20 protein-coding genes and 1 pseudogene are annotated in these 19,676 nt (G+C 61.8%); 11 read left to right on the top strand and 10 right to left on the bottom strand.

The genetic code is table 11. The features are described 5' to 3' along the window. Positions 1-32: 32 nt before the first annotated feature. The gene (locus LCH64_RS22440; RefSeq protein WP_226501285.1) at positions 33-1,346 is read right to left on the bottom strand and encodes a protein kinase; all 1,314 of its coding nucleotides are present in this window, start codon (positions 1,344-1,346) and stop codon (positions 33-35) included. Between the two features lie 215 nt (positions 1,347-1,561). Beyond that, positions 1,562-2,683 (bottom strand): cell division protein ZapE, encoded by a 1,122-nt coding sequence (gene zapE / locus LCH64_RS22445; protein WP_226501286.1) that lies wholly within the window; start codon positions 2,681-2,683, stop codon positions 1,562-1,564. Positions 2,684-2,969: 286 nt separating this feature from the next. Between zapE and LCH64_RS22450 the strand changes: the two genes are divergently transcribed. The 7 genes from LCH64_RS22450 to LCH64_RS22480 all read left to right on the top strand — a co-directional run bounded on the left by LCH64_RS22450 (position 2,970) and on the right by LCH64_RS22480 (position 9,586). Further along, a complete protein-coding gene (locus LCH64_RS22450; protein ID WP_226501287.1) occupies positions 2,970-3,491 on the top strand; it encodes a spore coat U domain-containing protein in 522 nt (173 codons plus the stop codon). A gap of 106 nt (positions 3,492-3,597) precedes the next feature. Beyond that, the gene (locus LCH64_RS22455; RefSeq protein WP_007961146.1) at positions 3,598-4,131 is read left to right on the top strand and encodes a spore coat U domain-containing protein; all 534 of its coding nucleotides are present in this window, start codon (positions 3,598-3,600) and stop codon (positions 4,129-4,131) included. A gap of 20 nt (positions 4,132-4,151) precedes the next feature. Continuing rightward, positions 4,152-4,688: a spore coat U domain-containing protein gene (locus tag LCH64_RS22460; protein WP_198760174.1), complete on the top strand. Its 537-nt coding sequence runs from the start codon at positions 4,152-4,154 to the stop codon at positions 4,686-4,688. Positions 4,689-4,692: 4 nt separating this feature from the next. After that, positions 4,693-5,193: a spore coat U domain-containing protein gene (locus tag LCH64_RS22465; RefSeq protein WP_226501288.1), complete on the top strand. Its 501-nt coding sequence runs from the start codon at positions 4,693-4,695 to the stop codon at positions 5,191-5,193. Between the two features lie 34 nt (positions 5,194-5,227). Then, positions 5,228-6,016, top strand: a complete 789-nt coding sequence (locus tag LCH64_RS22470) for a molecular chaperone (protein ID WP_103486222.1) — start codon at positions 5,228-5,230, stop codon at positions 6,014-6,016. 244 nt (positions 6,017-6,260) lie between these two features. Continuing rightward, complete coding sequence (locus LCH64_RS22475) at positions 6,261-8,618, top strand: fimbria/pilus outer membrane usher protein (RefSeq protein WP_226501289.1); 2,358 nt, start codon at positions 6,261-6,263, stop codon at positions 8,616-8,618. Next, on the top strand, positions 8,615-9,586 hold the full coding sequence (locus LCH64_RS22480; protein WP_226501290.1) for a spore coat U domain-containing protein: 972 nt from the start codon (positions 8,615-8,617) through the stop codon (positions 9,584-9,586). The genes LCH64_RS22475 and LCH64_RS22480 overlap by 4 nt, the downstream gene beginning before the upstream one ends. A gap of 19 nt (positions 9,587-9,605) precedes the next feature. On the opposite strand, the pseudogene LCH64_RS22485 reads toward LCH64_RS22480, so the two are convergent. The 3 genes and pseudogenes from LCH64_RS22485 to LCH64_RS22495 form a co-directional block, all read right to left on the bottom strand. Then, positions 9,606-9,725: pseudogene (locus LCH64_RS22485) on the bottom strand (metal ABC transporter ATP-binding protein); the annotation flags it as partial. Continuing rightward, the gene (locus LCH64_RS22490) at positions 9,710-10,465 is read right to left on the bottom strand and encodes an anti-sigma factor (protein WP_226501291.1); all 756 of its coding nucleotides are present in this window, start codon (positions 10,463-10,465) and stop codon (positions 9,710-9,712) included. The gene LCH64_RS22490 and the pseudogene LCH64_RS22485, both read right to left, overlap by 16 nt. Continuing rightward, complete coding sequence (locus tag LCH64_RS22495) at positions 10,462-10,968, bottom strand: RNA polymerase sigma factor (RefSeq protein ID WP_003223683.1); 507 nt, start codon at positions 10,966-10,968, stop codon at positions 10,462-10,464. Before LCH64_RS22495 ends, LCH64_RS22490 begins: the two co-directional genes overlap by 4 nt. A gap of 157 nt (positions 10,969-11,125) precedes the next feature. On the opposite strand from LCH64_RS22495, the gene LCH64_RS22500 reads away from it, so the two are divergent. Beyond that, positions 11,126-12,220, top strand: a complete 1,095-nt coding sequence (locus tag LCH64_RS22500) for a catalase family peroxidase (protein WP_226501292.1) — start codon at positions 11,126-11,128, stop codon at positions 12,218-12,220. Then, entirely contained in the window at positions 12,217-12,762 is a 546-nt protein-coding gene (locus LCH64_RS22505) for a cytochrome b (protein ID WP_003223686.1), read from the top strand. The genes LCH64_RS22500 and LCH64_RS22505 overlap by 4 nt, the downstream gene beginning before the upstream one ends. Here the strand turns inward: LCH64_RS22505 and LCH64_RS22510 are convergent. Together LCH64_RS22510 and LCH64_RS22515 are read right to left on the bottom strand one after the other, a co-directional pair. Further along, positions 12,759-13,958 carry an MFS transporter gene (locus LCH64_RS22510; protein ID WP_226501293.1) on the bottom strand — a complete coding sequence of 400 codons (1,200 nt, stop codon included), beginning with the start codon at positions 13,956-13,958 and terminating at the stop codon, positions 12,759-12,761. The genes LCH64_RS22505 and LCH64_RS22510 overlap by 4 nt on opposite strands. Positions 13,959-14,107: 149 nt before the next feature. After that, entirely contained in the window at positions 14,108-15,259 is a 1,152-nt protein-coding gene (locus LCH64_RS22515) for a M14-type cytosolic carboxypeptidase (RefSeq protein ID WP_003223690.1), read from the bottom strand. 96 nt (positions 15,260-15,355) lie between these two features. On the opposite strand from LCH64_RS22515, the gene LCH64_RS22520 reads away from it, so the two are divergent. Beyond that, a complete protein-coding gene (locus LCH64_RS22520; protein ID WP_157160359.1) occupies positions 15,356-15,520 on the top strand; it encodes a hypothetical protein in 165 nt (54 codons plus the stop codon). Positions 15,521-15,739: 219 nt separating this feature from the next. Here the strand turns inward: LCH64_RS22520 and LCH64_RS22525 are convergent, their stop codons facing one another. Continuing rightward, positions 15,740-16,078: a DUF3077 domain-containing protein gene (locus LCH64_RS22525; RefSeq protein ID WP_003223691.1), complete on the bottom strand. Its 339-nt coding sequence runs from the start codon at positions 16,076-16,078 to the stop codon at positions 15,740-15,742. 131 nt (positions 16,079-16,209) lie between these two features. Here LCH64_RS22525 and LCH64_RS22530 point away from each other — a divergent pair, with 131 nt between their 5' ends. After that, positions 16,210-16,869 (top strand): S24 family peptidase, encoded by a 660-nt coding sequence (locus LCH64_RS22530; protein WP_226501294.1) that lies wholly within the window; start codon positions 16,210-16,212, stop codon positions 16,867-16,869. A gap of 39 nt (positions 16,870-16,908) precedes the next feature. Here the strand turns inward: LCH64_RS22530 and LCH64_RS22535 are convergent, their stop codons facing one another. Continuing rightward, the gene (locus tag LCH64_RS22535) at positions 16,909-18,858 is read right to left on the bottom strand and encodes an acetyl/propionyl/methylcrotonyl-CoA carboxylase subunit alpha (RefSeq protein WP_226501295.1); all 1,950 of its coding nucleotides are present in this window, start codon (positions 18,856-18,858) and stop codon (positions 16,909-16,911) included. Continuing rightward, positions 18,858-19,673 (bottom strand): gamma-carboxygeranoyl-CoA hydratase, encoded by an 816-nt coding sequence (locus LCH64_RS22540; protein ID WP_226501296.1) that lies wholly within the window; start codon positions 19,671-19,673, stop codon positions 18,858-18,860. The genes LCH64_RS22535 and LCH64_RS22540 overlap by 1 nt, the downstream gene beginning before the upstream one ends. Between the last annotated feature and the right edge of the window lie 3 nt (positions 19,674-19,676).

The following is a 19,676-nucleotide window of genomic DNA, read 5'->3' on the forward strand; positions in this document are numbered from 1 at the left end:
AGCAAGCGCCCTCGCCACAGGATTTGCGTCAGTTAAAGCTTTTCCAGCACCTCGATCACTTCGCTGAACCCCGGTCGCGCCAGCACATCCGGCTGACAGCAACGCTGTTCCAGCGCTTGCAGCCGCTCGCGCCGCTCATCGCTCAACCCTGAGTCGATGCGCGCCAGCAATTCCCCGAGCAGAATCCCGAACGCCCGTACTTCGATGCGTTGCAGCGCCCGGGTTTCCAGGTTGTCGGTGGTGGCATGGAACGACGCCGCGCCGAAATCCCCCAGCAAGCAATCGCCCTGATCGTTCAACAGAATGTTGTGGCCGTAGAGATCGCCGTGGGTGATGCCCTGTTGATGCAGGTGTTCAGCCGCCGAAGCGATGCCTTGGGCAATGTTCAACGCCACCTCTGCACTGAACCGGCAATCCTCGGCATACACATCCCGCGAGCAACTGGCCAGGCTTGGCAATGCCGCGAGGTTACGGAAGCTCGGATCGATCAGTTGCATCACCAGGCCATGTTGGCCGTCAGGATGATCGTGAATGCGGCCCTCCACGCGAATCAGGTTCGGGTGCAGGCCGGCGGTGATGCAGGCGTTCATCTCGTGCAGCGGCGAACCGTCGCTGGTCATTTCACCTTTATAGAGCTTCACTGCGACCGGCACCTGCGAGCCGTCGGCCCGCTGCCACAATGCCCGGGAAATCACCCCCGAAGCGCCTTCGCCCAAGCGTTGTTCCAGACGCAGCGCCGACCAGTCGATCAGCGGCGTGGCTTCCAGCGCGGCGGCGTCGGCTTCGGTTTCCAGTGGATTACCGGCATAGGCCAGCCAGGTCAGGTTTGGCAGGGTCAGCAACCATTGCGGCAGTTCGCGCAGGCGGTTGGCGGCGATGCGGATCAGCTCCAGACGGTGACATTGGCTCATGGAGGCCGGCAGCGTTTGCAGGCGATTGCCGGCCAGCAGCAGTTTTTGCAGGTAAGGACGCTCACCCAGCTCGGTCGGCAGGGTTTCGATGCAGTTGTCGGTCAGGATCAACCAGCGCAGCAGCGGCGGCAGTGCTGCGCCCGGCACGTGGCTGATGCGGTTGGCCTTGAAGCCGATCATCGTCAGCGCCGTACATTGGCCGACACAGGCTGGCACCTCGGTGAAGTGGTTATCCGAGCAGAACAGAATGCGCATTCGGGTCAGGCGATGCAGGTCGTCGGGCAGGCTGCTCAAGGCATTGCCGCTGAGGTTGAGTACCTCCAGCGTGTCGGCCAGCTCGAAAATTTCGCGGGGAAACTCGGTCAGACCGCAAGACAGATCAAGCCGGGTAATGCCCGACAACTCGCCGGCGCGCAATTGAGCAAGGGTGTGCATGTAGGTGTTCACTGTCCAGGGAAAGAGGCGCCGAGCGCTCGGAATGGGCGACATGATAGCGGCAAAGCCGGAATTTGCATTGATCTGAACCTGGACAACACCCTGATCCTCGGTGGGAGCGGGCTTGCTCGCGAAGGCGTCCTGTCAATCAGTGATTTGTCAGAGACACTCCGCTTTCGCGAGCAAGCCCGCTCCCACAATGGTGATCAATGGGCTCAGTGGATTTCCTGCAACTGCCCCAAACGGCTGCGGGTCCGGGCCAGGTCGATGGCGTTGCCGCCGAGCGCCTCGCGCAGTGGCAGGCGGCTGAGCAGAGTCAGGTGTTTGTCCTGGTCGTAGAGCAAGTCGATCAGGTTGATGAAGCGTTGTTGCGCGGCGATCGAGCACTCATCCAGTTCCGGCAGATCATCGATGATCCAGCGGTCGAAGCGCCGACACAGTTCCAGATAATCCATCACCGCCGTCGCTTGCTCGCACACATCGTTGAACGTGAAGCCGACGGTGCGGCCCTCGCACAGACGTGCCTGAAAGTGCCGGGTGCCCACCGGCAAGGCAATGGCCGGCGCGCCCTGCGGCGGCAGGTTCAAGGCCTGGCGCTGGGTTGCGGTGGCCGGCCACACATAGTGGCCTTGAGTGAACAACTGATGCGCATGATTGCTCGCCTGACTGCGGTAATCGTGGGGGCCGCCGACTTCCATGACCTGCATTCGCGCGTTGATCAAATCGATCACCGGTTTGAAACGCGCATGATAGAGCGGGTTGGGCAGCAAGCCTTCCGGCGGATAGTTGGAGGTTACCAGCAACAGAATGCCGCGCTGGAACAAGGCCTTGAACAGGCGGGTAATGAGCATCGCATCGCCGATGTCATGCACATGAAATTCGTCGAAACACAGAACCCGACAATCGTCCAACAGTTCGTCGAGGGTGACGGCGAGGGCATCGTTCTGTTCGCGATGGTCGAACATGCCCTGATGCAGCCGGGCGAAGAACGCATGGAAATGCACACGCTGCTTCTGCGCGGTCGGCAGTGCCTGGAAAAAACCGTCGAGCAGCCAGCTCTTGCCGCGTCCGACCGCACCATGCAGGTACAGGCTCGGCGGCGTTTGCGCGCTGGCGCCGAACAACAGGCTGGCCTGCTGTGCCATGCAATCAATCACCCGCTGCTGGCTGTGGCTGAGGGTGTAACCCTGACCATGGGCCTTTTGCCGGAAGTATTCGTGGATCGAGCGGGCAATGGCGTCATGCCCGGCGTTGGCTGGCCTGCCTTTGGCGAACCAGCGGCGCAACGCCGACCAGCGCGGGGCCAGTGGCGATCGTTTGGGCGCTCGAGAGGGCACTGTGCAGTCACTCCGTGTTCATCAGACCGGCGCCCGGGAGCGCGGCGACGTAGTGTAACCAGAGGCTGCGCCGAGCTTCCATCGCGGTTCGTCGACTGTGGGCGATAACTGAACAACTTTGTGCAGGGCGTATAGCTTTTTTCAGCGATGTGATTCGCCGTGTTGCCAAACTTTCGAAACATATCCCGGCAGATCCATGGATCCAATCGACTGGCGGATTCGTCGACCGTTGCTAACCTGAAACACAGTAACGTCATCCGGGTGTTCCCTCACAAGGAATGAGGCAGTGATTACACGTGTGGTGGTGGCCCTGCTCGGGTGGCTTGGGGGCTCGGTGTACGCGGCGGAGCTTCAGGTCGAGGTTCGCGTTGATGTGCAGCGCGGTTGCCAACTGATCGGCCAGCAGCGCGAGGCGGGTATCGAACAACTGGGCGTGCTGGATTTCGGCAGCACGGCGCGCCTCGATGATCCGGCCGGGCCACTGGGTGCGGCGCTGACCAACCAGCGCTTGCCGCGCCTGGAGTGCAACCCCGACACGCCGTATCAACTGCGTGTCGACGGCGGTCTGCATGGCGGGGTCGGCGAGGTTCGCTACATGGTGGGGGCGGCGGGGAACCAACCGATTCCTTACCGGTTGTATCAGGATGCGGCGCGGCGGGTGCCGCTGGTGGTGGACGTGCCGGTCAGCGGTCGGGTGCCGGACACCGGAACGGTGGAGTTGCCGCTGTATGGGCGAATCGAGCGCCTGGCGCAGGTGCCACAGGTCAGTCGGTATTCGGATCTGGTCAAAGTCACCGTGACGTGGTGAGTGCAGATTTTTCAGGCAATTCGCTGGAGGCGGGTTGCGCAGGGAAGGGGCGTTCGATGACGAACGCAAGGTACGCAGACATCCTCAAGGAGCAGGGACGGACGCAATGACAGGCAAGCACTGGATGGTCATCGCCACGGGTACGCTGCTGTTGCTCGCTGACGACGCACAGGCGGCAATCAGCGGGCAGATCAATGCGCGGCTGATCCTGATCGCCGGGTGCGAAGTCACCAACAGCGCCACCCCGGCGATCCCGGTGAGCAATCTGGGTACCCTCGATTTCGGTCAGCAGGGGCCGACCTGGAACGCGCCGATCAAGGCCAGTCTCGACAGCGACAGCAGCGGCAAGCTGAATGTCGCCTGCAATCCTTCGGTCACCGGTTTCACCGTCACCATCGATGGCGGCAGCCACGGTGACGGCACCACCCGCCGCCTGAGCAACGGGCGCCAGACCCTGCCTTATCAACTCTTTCTGGATGCCTCCGGCAGCCAGCGCTACAGCATTGGTCAACAACACAATTTCGCTGTCACCAGCGGTGCGCAAATACCGATTCCGGTGTTTGGCACGGTGGTGGCGAATACCCGCGCGGTACCGGCAGGGGTCTATACCGACACCCTGACGGTGACGCTCGACTGGTAACCCCGTAGAGGACGGACACCATGCGTACGTTTGCATCAAGGATAGGTTTGTCGTTGCTCGGCCTGACGCTGGTTTCCAGTGCCAATGCCGCCACCACGGTCACCGGCCAGATCACCGCCAGTCTGACTCTGATCAGCAGCTGTCAGGTCAATGGCGCCGGCGGCTCCACGGGCCTGAACTTCGGTGCGCTGAACTTCGGTACCGCCAACAGTCTGTTCACCACCGCCAGCGGGCAAGTGCTCGGCGGTGGCGGCGGGGCGTTGTCGATTCTCTGTTCCAGCGGCACGACCCCGGTGGTCAAAGTGCGCGCCGGTGCTCACGACGGGCAGTCGCCGGGCGGCGCTCGTGCGCTGTACGACGGTGTCGCCAACTACGTGCCGTACGATTTCTACACCGATGCCGGGCATTCACAGCTGCTGCCGATCGACGGCACGATCAACCTGGCGACCAGCACTGGCGTGGCGCAGACGGTGAATATCTACGGTCAGGCTGTGGGCAAGGCCGGACTGCCGGCCGGGACTTACACCGACACCGTCGCTGTCGAACTGACGTTCTGATGCCATGCGCCGGCAGGGCTGTGTCGCGCTGCTCCTGCTCTGTGCGGGCAGTGTGCCGCTGCCGCTGGGGGCGGCGACCAGCCAGAGCTTTCAGGTCAGCGCGACCGTCACGCCGGGGTGTCTGGTAGTCGGCGGGGTGTCGAATTACGGCGGGCTGAATTTCGGCTCGCGCTCGGCCCTCGCGACGGGAACGGTGCAAGTGGCATTGACCGGCGGCGTGCAGCTGCAATGCACCCCCGGTGTGACCTTGAACATGAGCGTCGATGGCGGCCAGTACAACAGCAGCGGTCGCCACATGCAGATCAACAGCGGCAGTGCGCGGGTGGCTTACGCGCTGTTTCGTGATGCGGCTTACAGCCAGAGCCTGGGCATCGGTCAGAGCGTGGCGGTGGCCTATAGCGATGCGAACAACATAAGCCTGCCGATTTACGGTCAGGTGCAGTTGCCGGGCAATCAGCCTGGGGGGACGTATAGCGACGTGTTGCAGGTGCAACTGTCGTGGTGAGACGACGTTTGAATGGCCGACAAGGAGCAGGTTCATGGGGGCAGTTACGTCAGGGCATTGGGTTGTACGGTGCGCGATGCTGGCACTGGTCATGCTCGGGGGCGGCAGTGCGCAGGCCGCCAGTTCGGTGTTGATCTGGCCGATCGATCCGGTGCTGGAAGCCGATCAACAGGCCAGTGCGTTGTGGCTGGAAAACCGTGGCACGGAAACCGCCAACCTGCAGATCCGTGTGTTCGGCTGGAGCCAGAGCGGCTTTGAGGAGCAATACCAGAACCAGCGCGACGTGATCGGCAGCCCACCGGTGGCGAAGATCGAACCGGGGCAGAAACAACTGGTGCGTCTGACCCGAACCAAGGATGTGCCACCAGGGCAGGAACTGGCCTACCGCATCATCATCGACGAAATCCCTTCCGCTCAGCCGCCGGCTGCCGAGGGCGGCAAAACGGCGGCGGCGATCCGCTTCCAGATGCGCTATTCGGTGCCGTTGTTTGCTTACGGCGCGGGGCTGTGGAGCAAGGAGGACAGCACGCGCCCGCGTGATCCCAAAGGTATCGGTGTGCCGCAGCTGAGCTGGCGCACGGTGGCGGTGGACGGTCGGCCGTACGTCGAAGTTCGCAACCAGGGCGCGGTACACGCGCGGCTGACCGACGTGGCAATCAAACAAGGTGGGCAAAGCAAGCCATTGGCCGAGGGGCTGCTGGGGTATGTCCTGCCGGGCGCGGTCATGCGCTGGCCGGCACCGGGGCCGTTGGCCAGTGAGTCGGCGTTGCAGGTGCGGGTCAATGGCGGGGCGCAGGTGCAGAGCATTGCGCCGGGACGCTGAAAAGAGAGCCATGCCGAGCGGACTTGTGTGGCGAGGGAGCTTGCTCCCGCCGGGTTGCGAAGCAGCCCCAAGCCATGTCAGACAGCCCGCTTAAACAGATCTAACGACGGCTGCGCCGCCGAGCGGGAGCAAGCTCCCTCGCCACAATGATTGCGTCAGGTCGTCAAAATTCCAGAGAAAGATAGCTGGCTTTGGCAAGAGTGGCATCAGGAGGATCAAGTCCATTGACGGACGTAAAGCGTGTATGAGCCCGGGATGGGCTCGTCGTATTCAGCGTCCGTTGTGGCTCATGACCGGCGCGTGGTGCCTGATGTTCGTGCAACCATCTGAGGCCGGCGAACTGCCGCCGCCGCCCAGCGGCTTGGAGGCTGTGAGTGATGCACAGTTGTTTCTGGAATTGGTGGTCAATCAGATGAATACCGGGCGGGTGGTGGCGGTGCAGCAGCGTAACGGGCATCTGTTTCTGCCGGCCAGTGCATTGCGCGAAACCGGGATGAAATTGCCCGAGGGCAGCGCTGACGAAGTCGATCTCGACGGTTTGCCGGGACTGCACAGCGAATACGACAGTGTCGGCCAGCGCCTGCTGCTGGACGTGCCACCGCAGTGGTTGCCGGACCAGTTCATCGGCAACCGCGAGAACTATCCACGCACCCCGGCGCTGAGCAGTTTCGGCGCGTTGTTCAACTATGACCTGTACCTCAACGACACCGACGATGCCGGCACTTATCTGGCGGCGTGGAATGAGGTGCGGCTGTTCGATAGCTGGGGCACGCTGTCCAACACCGGGCAGTACCGGCGCACCTTGTCCGGGGATTCGGTCAGCACGCTCGACAACGGTTACCTGCGCTACGACACCACCTGGCGTTACTCCGATGACGAGCGAATGCTCACCTACGAAGGCGGGGACGTGATCAGCGGCGCCTTGCCGTGGAGCAACTCGGTGCGCCTGGGCGGCGTGCAATTTTCACGGGATTTTGCCGTGCGCCCGGATCTGGTGACTTATCCGTTGCCGCAGTTCGCCGGCGAGGCCGCGGTGCCGTCGTCGGTGGATCTGTTCATCAACGGCTACAAGTCGAGTAGCACCGACCTGCAACCGGGGCCGTATACCCTGACCAACATTCCCTTCATCAACGGCGTCGGGGAGGCCGTGGTAGTGACCACCGATGCATTAGGGCGGCAGGTGTCGACCACGGTGCCGTTCTACGTCACCAGCAGCCTGCTGCAAAAAGGCCTGAGTGATTTCTCGGTGGCGGCCGGTACGTTGCGCCGTGATTACGGCTTGAAGGACTTCAGCTATGGCCCTGGTGTGACTTCCGGCAGCCTGCGCTACGGTGTCAGCGACAGCTTCACCCTGGAAAGCCACGCCGAAGCGGCTGACTCGCTGACCCTCGGCGGCATCGGCGGCAATTTGCGTCTGGGCAATTTCGGCGTACTCAATAGCGCCATCAGTCAGAGCCGGTTCGAGGGCGACGCCGGCGAGCAGGTGAGCCTCGGTTATCAGTACAGCAGCCAACGCTACAGTTTTTCCTGGCAGCGCCTGCAACGTCGCGACCAATACGCCGACCTGAGCGTGATCGACAGCCCTTACATCAGCCTCAGCCGGCGCAGCGAGCAGGCGACCCTGAGTGTCAACCTCGAGCGCTGGGGCAGCCTCGGTGTCGGTTATTTCGACGTGCGCGCGGCGGACGATTCGCGCACGCGTCTGCTCAACCTGAGTTGGAGCAAACCGCTGTGGCGCAACAGCAGCGTCTATCTGTCGGCCAACCGCGAGATGGGCGACAGCAACTGGGCGGTGCAGGCGCAACTGGTGATTCCGTTCGATCTGCGCGGCAGCCTGGCGATCAGCAGCGAGCGCAGCAAGACCGGGCAGAGTCAGCAGCGGGTCAATTACAGTCGTTCGGTACCGACTGAGGGCGGAGTCGGCTTCAATCTGGGTTACGCCAAGGGTGACGGCGCGGATTATCGTCAGGCGGATGTGACCTGGCGTCTGCAATCGGTGCAATTGCAGGCCGGTGTCTATGGCACTTCGGAGGCTGAAACCCGCTGGGCCGACGCCAGTGGCTCGCTGGTGTGGATGGACCGGCAAGTGTTCGCCGCCAATCGCATCGATGACGCGTTTGTAGTGGTCAGCACCGACGGTTTCGCCGATATTCCGGTGCGCTACGAAAACCAGCAGGTCGGTCAGACCGATAAAAACGGTCACTTGCTGGTGCCGTGGAGTAGCGCCTACTACCGTGGCAAATACGAAATCGATCCGCTGAATTTGCCCGCCAACGTGCGCAGCCCCAACGTCGAACAGCGCATTGCCGTTCGCCGTGGCAGCGGCTATCTGCTGGAGTTTCCACTGACGCGGGTGGTTGCCGCGAGCATCGTGCTGGTGGATGCGCAGCAACGCGAACTGCCTTTGGGGGCGGGTGTGCTGCACGAACAGAGCGGTACGCGCACGGTGGTGGGCTGGGATGGTCTGGTCTATCTGGAAAACCTGCAGGCACAGAATTCGTTGCAGGTGACACTGGCCGACGGCAAGACCTGCAAGGCCCGATTCGACGTGGATACGCAGCAAAGCCAAGTGCCGCTGATCGGCCCGCTGGTGTGCCAATGATCGGTGCCCGAGTCTGCCTTTGTCTGGCGTTGCTGCTGCCGGGGGCGGCGCAGGCCCTGTGCTCGGTGGTCAGCACCACGCCGGCAGCGTTTGGCTCGATCAGCTCGATTGCCGTGCGCACTACGACGCAGCCCAGTTCCACGCTGAATGCCGGTTTGAGTTGTACCGGTTCGCTGCTGTCATTGCTGACCAGCAACGATCATTTCTACGCCACCATCACCTCGACCCAGAGCGGCTTGCTCGGGCCGACCGGCGACGTCATCGGCTACACGATCTACGCCAACAACAGCACCAGCTATCCGGTCACCCGTGGCACCGCATTCGACTTCGCGCGCAACGGCATCATCGACGCCTTGGGACTGCTCAACGGCACCACCCCAAAAACCGTGCCGCTGTATCTGGGCACGACCATTGGCAGCAACGTCGCCGCCGGTGTCTATACGGAAACCCTGAGCATTTTCTGGAACTGGAATTACTGCTCCGGGATCGGTATCGGCAGTGTTTGTCTGGGGCGCGACATCAATAGCGGTACCGCGACGTTGACCGTGAACCTGACCGTGTCCAACGACTGTACGATTACCGCGCCGAACATTGCCTTCGGCAGCGCACCGGTGATCAGCGCCTTTACCCCGGTGACCGGGCAGACGATCAATCTGGCCTGTACCAAGGGCAGTGCCTACACGGTCGGTTTGAGCGACGGGCAGAATCCGGTCAGTGTCGGCGGACGACGACGGATGATTTCCGGGAGCAATTATCTGGCCTACGACATCTTCAAAAGCGCCGGCACCACTCGTTGGGGCAGTGTCGGCAGTGCGCGCCGCTCCAGTACCGACGCCGAGGTCAATCCGGGGAATGGCTTGGGCACGGGAAGCCAGATCTTCAACTACAACGCGAAAATCTACACCGACCAGACCACGCCGCCCGCGGGGACGTATCTGGACAATGTGGTGCTCGATGTAGGCTTCTGAATCATACGATGAACCCAGGTGGGAGCGGGCTTGCTCGCGAAAGCGGTGTGTCATTCAACAATGTTGTCGACTGATCTGCCGCTTTCGCGAGCAAGCCCGCTCCCACAGGGGTATGCAGCAGATTCAGAAGGGTTGTGATTGCTTGAGCACCTGCGCCGCCGGCGAGTCCGTCGGGCTGACCAGCGCATAGTTGTATCCGCCACCGGACCAGTAATCGGCCTGCAGATCGCCGTCGCTGCGGCTGCCGCGTGGCAGGAAGGTGTTTTCAGGTCCCGGTGGTCGCACGTAGAAACTGATCTTGTGGCCGCTGCGATCCTCATACACCACCATCGCCGCCGGGCCTTCATCGGTGCTGAGCAGACGACCGCTGACCGGCTCGAAGCCGGCGGATTTCAGATCCGGCAAGCGACTGGCCCGGGTGAAATAGCGGTCGAGCCAATGCTGCATGTCGCCGTCACTGGCAACCTTGTAGTCCGCCGGCAGAATTCCCTGCTGGGCAATCAATCGATAGGCCTGCAAGGCATCGGTCATCGGTAGCGTGGAAGAGCGCACGAGGGTCATTTCCCGCGCCTGCCAGCCACTGAAACCGCCGATGCCGACCGCGATCAGCAACACCGCCGCGCTGGCCAGATGACGTCGCGACTGACGCTTGAGACGCTGGCGGATCAGCGCCGGTTCAAGCGCCGGATTGGCCGGTTGCTGCAATGCACCACCGAGTGCTGCGCGCAGTAGCTGGGCGTCGTGCTGCCAGGCGCGAACCTGCGCCGCCTCTTCCGGATGATTGACCAGCCAGGCGTCGAGTATCCGTCGGTCGGCCTCGTTGAGTTGATGGTCGACGTAAGCGTGCAGGTCACGCTCACTGGGAGGCATGCTGATCATTTGAGTATCCGCAAAGAAGGGCTGCTGATTTCGCCGTCGCTGAGCTGGCGCAGGGCCTGGCGGGCGCGGGACAGGCGCGACATCACGGTGCCGGTGGGGACGTTAAGGATTTCGGCGACTTCCTTGTAGCTCAGGCCTTCGACCGAGACCATCAGCAACAAAGCGCGTTGCTCGGTGGGCAGATGATCGAAGGCTCGCAAGGTGGATTGGGCGATGACTGTGCGTTCGGTCGAGGGCTCGGCGTCGTCGCGACCAGTGAAGAATTCGAGCATTCGCGCATAACGGCGTGAGCGCCGATGGGCGTCGAGAAACTGTCGATAGAGGATCGCGAACAGCCATGCGCGCACGTCACCCTCGGCGCGTTTTGCGCCCCAGCCGGACAGGGCCCGCTCGAGGCTGGCCTGCACCAGATCGTCGGCGCTGCTGCTGTTGCGGGTCAGTGACACGGCAAAGCGGCGCAATCTGGGAATGATTTCTCTCAACTGTTCGTCGAATTCGCTCATGAATTTCTGCTAGTCACTACGCTGTGGACTAGGGAGACGTCTGCCGTTCGAGGTTATTCCACGTTCGGAAAAATAAATACCGGGCCATGGAATAAATCCCGACGGGGTGCGTCTTGCTGATTCTTCCTACTTGTGGCCGATGGCCCTGGAGTTATTCATGGTTGATCGCACTTCACCGCCGGGCAGGCCGCCGCGCCCGCCCTTGAGTGCCGCGAGCACAGTGTTGCGCCTGACGGCGATTGCCGTGGTCGTTGCCGCTGTCGCCGGGGCGTTTGCCTACGTGCACGGTAATCTTGACCCACAACGTCTGACGCCCAAGGCGCTCGTCGATGTATTGGAGAAAAACAACGGCGTGCATCCCGGGTTTCGGCGCAACCACGCCAAGGGCGTGTGCGTGATCGGGCATTTCGAGAGCAGTGGCGAGGCGCGGGCGTTTTCTGCCGCGCAGGTGTTCAACGAGGCGCACACCCCGGTGGTCGGGCGCTTCGCCTTGCCGGCGGGGAATCCCTACGCACCGGACAGCAGTGTGCCGATCCGCAGTCTGGCGCTGCGTTTCACTCAAGCCAATGGTCAGCAATGGCGCACCGGGATGAACAGCATGCCGGTGTTCCCGGTCGGCACTCCCGAGGCGTTCTACCAGTTGCAGCAGGCACAGTCGCCGGATCCGGCCACAGGTAAACCGGATCCGTCGAAAGTGCCGGCATTCTTCGCCGCCCACCCGGAAGCCGTGCCGTTTCTGATGTGGGTGAAGACCGCCAAACCGTCGGCCAGCTATGCCACTGAAACCTACAACAGTGTGAATGCGTTCTATCTGGTCAACGCCAGTGGGCAGAAGCAGGCGGTGCGCTGGAGTGTCACGCCACTGGCGCGTGATGCCGCCGGAGCCTCGGCGCCGGAGGGTGCGGATTTTCTCGAGAAGGATCTGGTGCAGCGTCTGGCCGAAGGGCCGTTGCGCTGGCAGTTGAATATCACCCTGGCCAACCCCGGTGATCCGGTGAACGATGCCAGCAAAGCCTGGCCCGAGGGCCGCAAGGTGATCAACGCCGGCACGCTGGTGCTGGAGAAGACTCAGCCGCAGCTCAGCGGCGAATGCCGCGACATCAACTACGATCCGCTGGTGCTGCCGGCTGGTATCGAAGGCTCCGACGACCCGCTGCTCGCCGCGCGTTCCGCCGGTTACGCCGATTCCTATCTGCGGCGAACCAGCGAAGTCAGCCAATTGCCCGCCGCCCGTCAGGAGGCTCGCCCATGAGCACGCAACCGACTCATTTCGCGCTGTTGGCGCGGCTGCTGCACTGGCTGATGGCGCTGATGATCATCGCCATGTTGTTCATTGGCGCCGGCATGGTCACTTCGGTTTCACAGCGGCATGAATGGCTGATTCATCTGCATAAACCGCTGGGGATCGCGATTCTGCTGCTGGTGGTCGTGCGCCTGTTGGTACGGTTTTCTACCCGACAGCCGCCGCTGCCGGCCGATCTGCCGGGCTGGCAGGTGATGGCGGCCAAGGCTTCGCATGTGTTGTTGTACGCGTTGATGCTGGTGCTGCCGGTGCTCGGTTGGGCGATGATCAGTGCGTCGGGGGAGCCGGTGATGCTCAGCAATACCTTGCAGTTGCCGTCGATCCTGCCGGCCGATGCGCAAGTGTTTGCCCTGCTGCGCAAGGCGCATGGCTATCTGGCGTACCTGTTGTTCCTGACGGTGCTGTTGCACCTGGCGGCGGCGCTGTTCCACGGTTGGGTGCGCCGCGACGAGGTGCTCGACAGCATGTTGCGCGGTCGCGATCGCGATTAACCCGCTTGTGTGGCGCACCGCTGGGGTGCGCCACTTTTCAGGGGCAGCCACCAATAACCCAGTGCCACTGCATTGATAGCGGCGCCAAGCAGACACACGCCGGTCCAGCCAGCCCAGGCGTACATCGCCGTCGAGGTAATCGAACCCAATGCGCTGCCGATCGAATAGAACAGCATGTAGCCGGCGGTGAGGCGGCTTTGCGCTTCGGGACGCACGCTGTAGATCATGCTCTGGCTGGTGACGTGCACGGCCTGCAAGCCCAGATCGAGGGTGATCACCCCCAGCAACAGCGCCCACAACGAGGATTGGGTGAGGGCGATCGGTAGCCACGAAGCGAGCATCAGCAGCAGCGACAGACCACTGACCCATTGGCCGAGGCCGCGATCAGCCAGATGTCCGGCACGCGCGGCGGCGAGTGCACCGGCGGCGCCGGCCAAGCCGAACAGGCCGATTTCACTGTGCGACAACGACAGCGGCGGGGCGGCCAGCGGCAGTACCATCGGCGTCCACAGGACCATGGCGCTGGCGAATGTCAGCAACGCGAGGATTGCCCGTTGGCGCAGCACCGGCTCTTGCCGGAACAGGCTGAACACCGAAGCGATCAGCGCGCCGTAACCGCTCGCGGGCTGCGCGGCTTCATCCTTGGGCAATACGCGCAACAGCAGCAGCGCCATCAGCAGCGTCAGACCCGCAGACAGCAGATAGATCGCGCGCCAACCCGCCAGATCAGCCATGGCCCCGGCAATCGTGCGAGCAAGCAGAATGCCGACGACGATGCCGCTGGTGACCACGCCGACCACGCGACCGCGCTGCGCCGGGATCGCCAGTGTCGCGGCGTACGCCACCAGCACTTGCGTCACCACCGCGAGCAAACCGGTCAGGGTCATGCCGAGCAACAACCACGCGCTGCTGGGCGCCAGCGCGATCATCAACAGCGCGGCGGCCGAGAGCAGGGTCTGGGTGACGATCAGCCGCCGTCGGTTGAGCAGGTCGCCGAGTGGCACCAGCAACACCAGACCGATGCCATAGCCGATCTGCGTCAGAGTGATGACGATGCCGATGGTGGCTGGCGACATGGCGAAGGCCTCGGCCATGGCGTCCAGCAGCGGCTGCGCGTAATACACGTTGCCCACGGCCAGTCCACAGGCGATGGCGAACAGCAGCACAACGCTGCTTTTGAGGGGTTGAGGTTGCATGCCCTGATTCCTTTTTGGGTTTCAAATTAAAACCAGAATCACGGTAAGGATTCTGGTTTTAATTTGCAACCTTGTTGGTCGTGGCGTTTGATTGCGCAAAAAAAAGATCGCAGACAAAGCTGCGATCTTTGGGTGGAGCAGGGGAGGGATCAGCGCAGGGTGTCGACCATGTCGGCGATGGTGGTCAGCACGTCCTTGCCCAACTGTTTCGAGCGCTTGCCGGACCAGCCCGTTTCTTTGTTCGGATGGTCATCGTGATCCTTGAACGGCATTTCCAGGGTCAGCGACAGGCAGTCGTATTTCTGGCCGACAGCGTTGCAGGCCAGGGTCATGTTGGCCTGGCCCGGTTCGTCGCGGGTGTAGCCGTACTTGGTCTGGAAATCTTTGGTGGTGTGTTTGAGGTGGGTGCGGAAATGCTCTTCGAGCTTCTCGATGCGCGGCGTGTACCCCGGGTTGCCTTCGCAACCGGCGGTGAACACGTGGGGGATTTCCTCATCACCGTGTACGTCGAGGAACAGATCGACGCCGTACTTTTCCATTTGCTGCTGTACGAAAAGTACTTCGGGGCTGACGTCCTGACTGGCGCTCTGCCAGGCGCGGTTCAAGTCCTGGCCCATGGCGTTGGTGCGCAGGTGACCGTGGAAGGCGCCGTCCGGGTTCATGTTCGGCACCAGATACAGATCGGCACTGGCGAGCAGCGTGTTCAGCACGGGATCGTCGTGGCGTTCCAGGCGCTCGATCACGCCTTCCATGAACCATTCGGCCATGTGCTCGCCCGGGTGTTGTTGCGCGATGATCCAGACTTTGCGCTGACCTTCGGCACCGCTGCCCTTGCGTAGCAGTTGAATGTCACGACCCTCGACGCTCTTGCCGGTGGCCAGCAGTTCGGTGCCGGCCTTGGTCAGCGCCTGCTCGATCAGCCAGTCATGACGACCGCGGCTGTAGGGTTCGAAGTAGGCGAACCAGGCATGGGTTTGCTCGGCTTCGAGGCAAAAGCGCAGGCTGTCGCCTTCAAAACTGGTGGGAATGCGGAACCAGTTGACGTGGTCGTAGGAAGCGACGGCCTGATAGCCGGTCCAGGCTTTGTTGTAAGAGGATTGGCTGGCGTTGACCAGGCGAAACCAGTGTTCCTGATGAACATGCAGGCCGCTGGCCTTGAAGTGGAACCACTGAAAATGCGCGCTGCGGGTATCGGGGCGAATGGCCAGAACCGGGTTGAGCGGATTGGAGATGTCGATGACTTGGATGTTGCCGCTGTCGAAATTGGCGCTGATGTCGAACGAAGATTTGGCCACGGTCATATCGATTCCTGAATATGATTTTTATGGCGGCTACTTTACACGCAAGACTGGAGGGAAACCGAGGGAAATTGCGGCTTGCGGTGGGGGGCGTCTTCCATGACGCGCAAGCAGCTTAGAGACTGTGCAATTGATTCTCAAGTGCTAATTGTCATTGGTTTGCCCCAATCTGGCCGGGCTGAGCTTGCCAAGCGATATTCTTTTGATATTATCCGCGCCATCGAATTTGCAGCATCCAAAGACTTCATTAGCCTGAAGCCATAAGCCCGAAAAACGGGCAAAAAAAAGACCCGGCAAAAAGCCGGGTCAAAAACCGTGATTAGCCTGATGAGGAGATAGTTCAGAGACCGACCTGAGGTCTCTGTTCCATCGACTGATCTCGCGACCAGTTGCTTGCAATAATAATCATTATCATTTGCAAGTCAAATGTTTTTATCTGCGCGATTGGAAAATTCTTTCCTGTCCGTTCGTTTCTCGTGTTCTTCAGAGCTGCTCGCCATCAATTGAATGGTCGACCATCGCTCGCGCCATATCCACCATATGCACCACCGAAAATGCCAGGTCACGGCTTGCGCCTTGCAGGTTTTCGGCTGCCTTGAAGGCGGTGGCGGCTGCGCAGCGCAGCAGATCCGAGGCGTGCACCAGAGCCTCTTCGCCACTGAGGTGGCGTTTCACATCGAAAAAACGCTCGTCGACTTCGGGTTCTGACACAGCTGGTTTCAAGTAATAGTCCAGTGCTCGCTGCGCTGCTGCGTTGCCCTGAGGGGAGGTGAACGTGGTGTCCATTTGCAGGTCGGGCAAGTCTTTACTGCTGATATTCATGGTGAAGGGTCACTCCTTGTTCGATTGAAAGTCCGTGCTTTCAGCATAGTACGATGCGTAGTTGTGACCAGAATTTAAATACTACAATATGTGTTTTGCCGGCCGAAGGCGGGCCGAGTAAGGTGCCGCACATGGATAAATGGATTGAGTTGGTCAAGGCCAAGATGAGTGAACTCAAAATCACTCAAACAGAGCTCGGAGAGCGCGTCGGCATGTCCCAGGGCGGGATCGGCCATTGGCTGAACAAACGTCGTGAACCGGGCATCACGGAAATGAACCGCGTGTTGCAGGCGCTGGGCATGGACTTCCTGGAAGTGGTGCTGGTGATTCGCGAACCGCAGGAAGTCGACGATGACGAGATGCCACTGGCGCAGAAGTACAACCCGTATTTCCGCTATCCGGTCAGCGACTGGCACACCCCGTGCGAAGTGCGTGAGGGTGCATCCACGACTTACGCCGCGACGCCTGACAAGCAGCGTTTCGAACTGACGGATTATCACGCCCGTGGCGCGGCGTTCTGGCTGACAGTGACGGGAAACTCGATGACCGCACCTTCGGGCCAGAGCATTGCCGAAGGCATGTTGATCCTGGTCGATCCGGAAGTGGAAGCGGTGCCCGGCAAACTGGTGATTGCCCAGTGGCAAGGCTGCGATGAAGCGATCTTTCGCAAACTGGACGAAGAGGGCGGCCAGCGTTACCTGGTACCGCTCAATCCGACCTGGCCCAAAGCCCTGTTGACCGACGAGTTTCGAATCATCGGCGTGGTGGTTCAGGCTACGGCGCGTTTCTAGTCAGATCGATCCTCGTTTTGCGTAGGATCGATCTCCCATTTACACGGCTTCCAGTTCAACCAAAGCGCTGCCTTCGCCGACCATTTCACCTTCCTGGCAATACAGCGCTTTGACCACTCCCGCATGCGGCGCGCGGATGCTGTGCTCCATCTTCATCGCTTCCAGCACCACCAGTTGCGCACCGGCTTCGACCGACTGCCCGGCCTCCACCAACACCCGCACGATGCTGCCGTTCATTGGCGCGGTCAGACCGCCCTGATGGCTGTGGCTGGCGTCGACGGCGCTGATCGGGTCATACGCCTGAATGCGCCGCAACTCGCCGTCCCATTGCAGGTACAGCGAATCGCCCTGACGAATTGCCCGCAGGACACGGCGTACGCCATCGTGCTCGACCACCAGTGCTTCACCGGACAGTGTGGCGTTGCCTGAGCTATTCAGCGTCAGCGCCCGATCCTGGCCCTCGCAGCTCAAATGCAAAGTGACTTCTGCCGGCAGACCGGCGCGCAAACCACTGTTCAAGGCCCACGGCGACTCCGGATCATCCGCCCGAACGGTACCCGGCAAACTCTGCGCGAAAGCCTGCGCTGCCGTATTCCAGAACCCATCACTCAGTTCACCCGGAGCCGGCAGCAACGTTTCCTGATAACGCGGAATAAACCCGGTATCCAACTCCGCAGCGGCAAATGCCGGATGCGCAATGATCCGCCGCAGGAAGTTGATGTTGGTCTTCAAACCGCCAATCGCGAACTCATCGAGCATGCTCAACAGGCGCAGCCGCGCCTGCTCGCGATCCTCGCCCCAGGCAATCAGCTTGCCGAGCATCGGGTCGTAGAATGGCGAAATCTCGTCACCTTCTCCAACCCCGCTATCAACTCGCCGCCCCGGCCCTGCAGCCGATTCGCGGTAAAGCTCCAGACGCCCGGTGGCGGGCAGGAAATCATTCGACGGATCCTCTGCATACAGCCGCACTTCAATCGCATGGCCATTGAGCGGCACCTGATCCTGCGTGATCGGCAACGCTTCACCACGCGCCACACGAATCTGCCACGCCACCAGATCGAGGCCAGTGATCGCTTCGGTGACCGGGTGCTCGACCTGCAGGCGCGTGTTCATCTCCATGAAGAAGAATTCGCCGCGCGCATCGAGTAGAAATTCCACGGTGCCGGCACCGACGTAACCAATGGCCTGCGCCGAACGCACGGCCGCTTCGCCCATGGCCCGGCGCAGCTCCCGAGTCAGGCCCGGGGCCGGGGCTTCTTCGACGACTTTCTGGTGCCGGCGCTGGATCGAGCAATCACGCTCGTTGAGGTACAGGCAGTTGCCGTGCTGGTCAGCGAACACCTGGATTTCCACGTGACGCGGCTTGAGCAGGTGTTTCTCCACCAGCATCCGCGAATCGCCGAACGACGACTGCGCTTCACGCTGTGCCGAGGCCAGGGCTTCGGCCAGTTGGCTGACGTCCTCGACGACTTTCATGCCTTTACCGCCGCCACCGGCCGTGGCCTTGAGCAGCACCGGATAACCAATGCGTGCGCAGGCCTCGCGGAAGGTTTCGAGATCCTGCGCCTCGCCGTGATAGCCCGGCACCAGCGGCACACCGGCGGTTTCCATCAGCGCCTTGGCTGCGGACTTGCTGCCCATCGCGTCGATGGCCGAGGCGGGCGGGCCGAGGAAAATCAGTCCGGCCTGTTCAATGGCACGGGCGAATCCGGCGTTCTCCGACAGAAAGCCGTAACCCGGGTGAATCGCCTGCGCGCCGCTGGCCTTGGCCGCCGCGATCAGCTTGTCGATTTGCAGATAGCTGTCGGCGGCTTTGCTGCCGCCGAGATCAACGCGGATATCCGCTTCACGGCTGTGCCGCGCTTCGCGGTCGGTGGCGCTGTGCACGGCGACGGTGGTCAGGCCCAGCGCCTTGGCGGTACGCATGACCCGGCAAGCGATCTCGCCGCGGTTGGCCACCAGCAGGGTGGTGAGAACAGGTGCGCTCATCAACGCGGCTCCTTGGGGGTGGTTGCGGCTTGCCAGCTCGGCGCACGTTTTTGCAGAAAGGCGCGCAAGCCTTCCTGGCCTTCGGGGCTGACGCGGATGCGCGCGATGGCGTTTTCGGTGTAACGGCGCAGGGCCGGGGTCAGCGCGCCGTTGCCGACTTCGCGCAGCAGATCTTTACTGGCGCGCATCGCGGCGGGGCTGTTGAGCAGCAGGTTGTCGATCCATTGTTCGACGGCTTGATCAAGCTCGGCGGCCGGGTAGCTTTCGGACAACAAACCGATTTCCCGCGCCCGCTGCCCACCGAAGCGCTCGGCGGTCAGGGCATAACGACGTGCAGCACGTTCGCCGATGGCTTGCACCACGAACGGACTGATCACCGCCGGCGCCAGACCAATGCGCACTTCCGACAGACAGAATTGCGCATCGTCGGCGCCGATTGCCATGTCGCAGCAACTGATCAGCCCCAGCGCACCGCCGAACGCCGCACCTTGCACCACGGCCAGGGTCGGGATTTTCAGCTTGGCGAGGTTGTACATCAGCTCCGCCAGTTCGCGGGCGTCGTCCAGATTGGTGTGGTAATCGAGTTCAGCCGATTGCTGCATCCACGCCAGATCGGCGCCGGCGCTGAAGTGCCGGCCACGCCCGCGCAGCAGAAGGAAACGCAGGCTGGCGTCGCTGGCAACCTTGTCCAGTGCGAGGATCAGTTCGCGGATCATTTCGGCGTTGAACGCGTTGTTCTTTTCCGCACGATTGAGCCACAGGGTGGCGAAACCCCGTGGATCGTTGTGCAGTTCGAGGGTGTTGAAGTCGCTCATATT

Source organism: Pseudomonas sp. MWU16-30322, assembly GCF_020515535.1.
Lineage (GTDB): Bacteria > Pseudomonadota > Gammaproteobacteria > Pseudomonadales > Pseudomonadaceae > Aquipseudomonas > Aquipseudomonas fluorescens_H.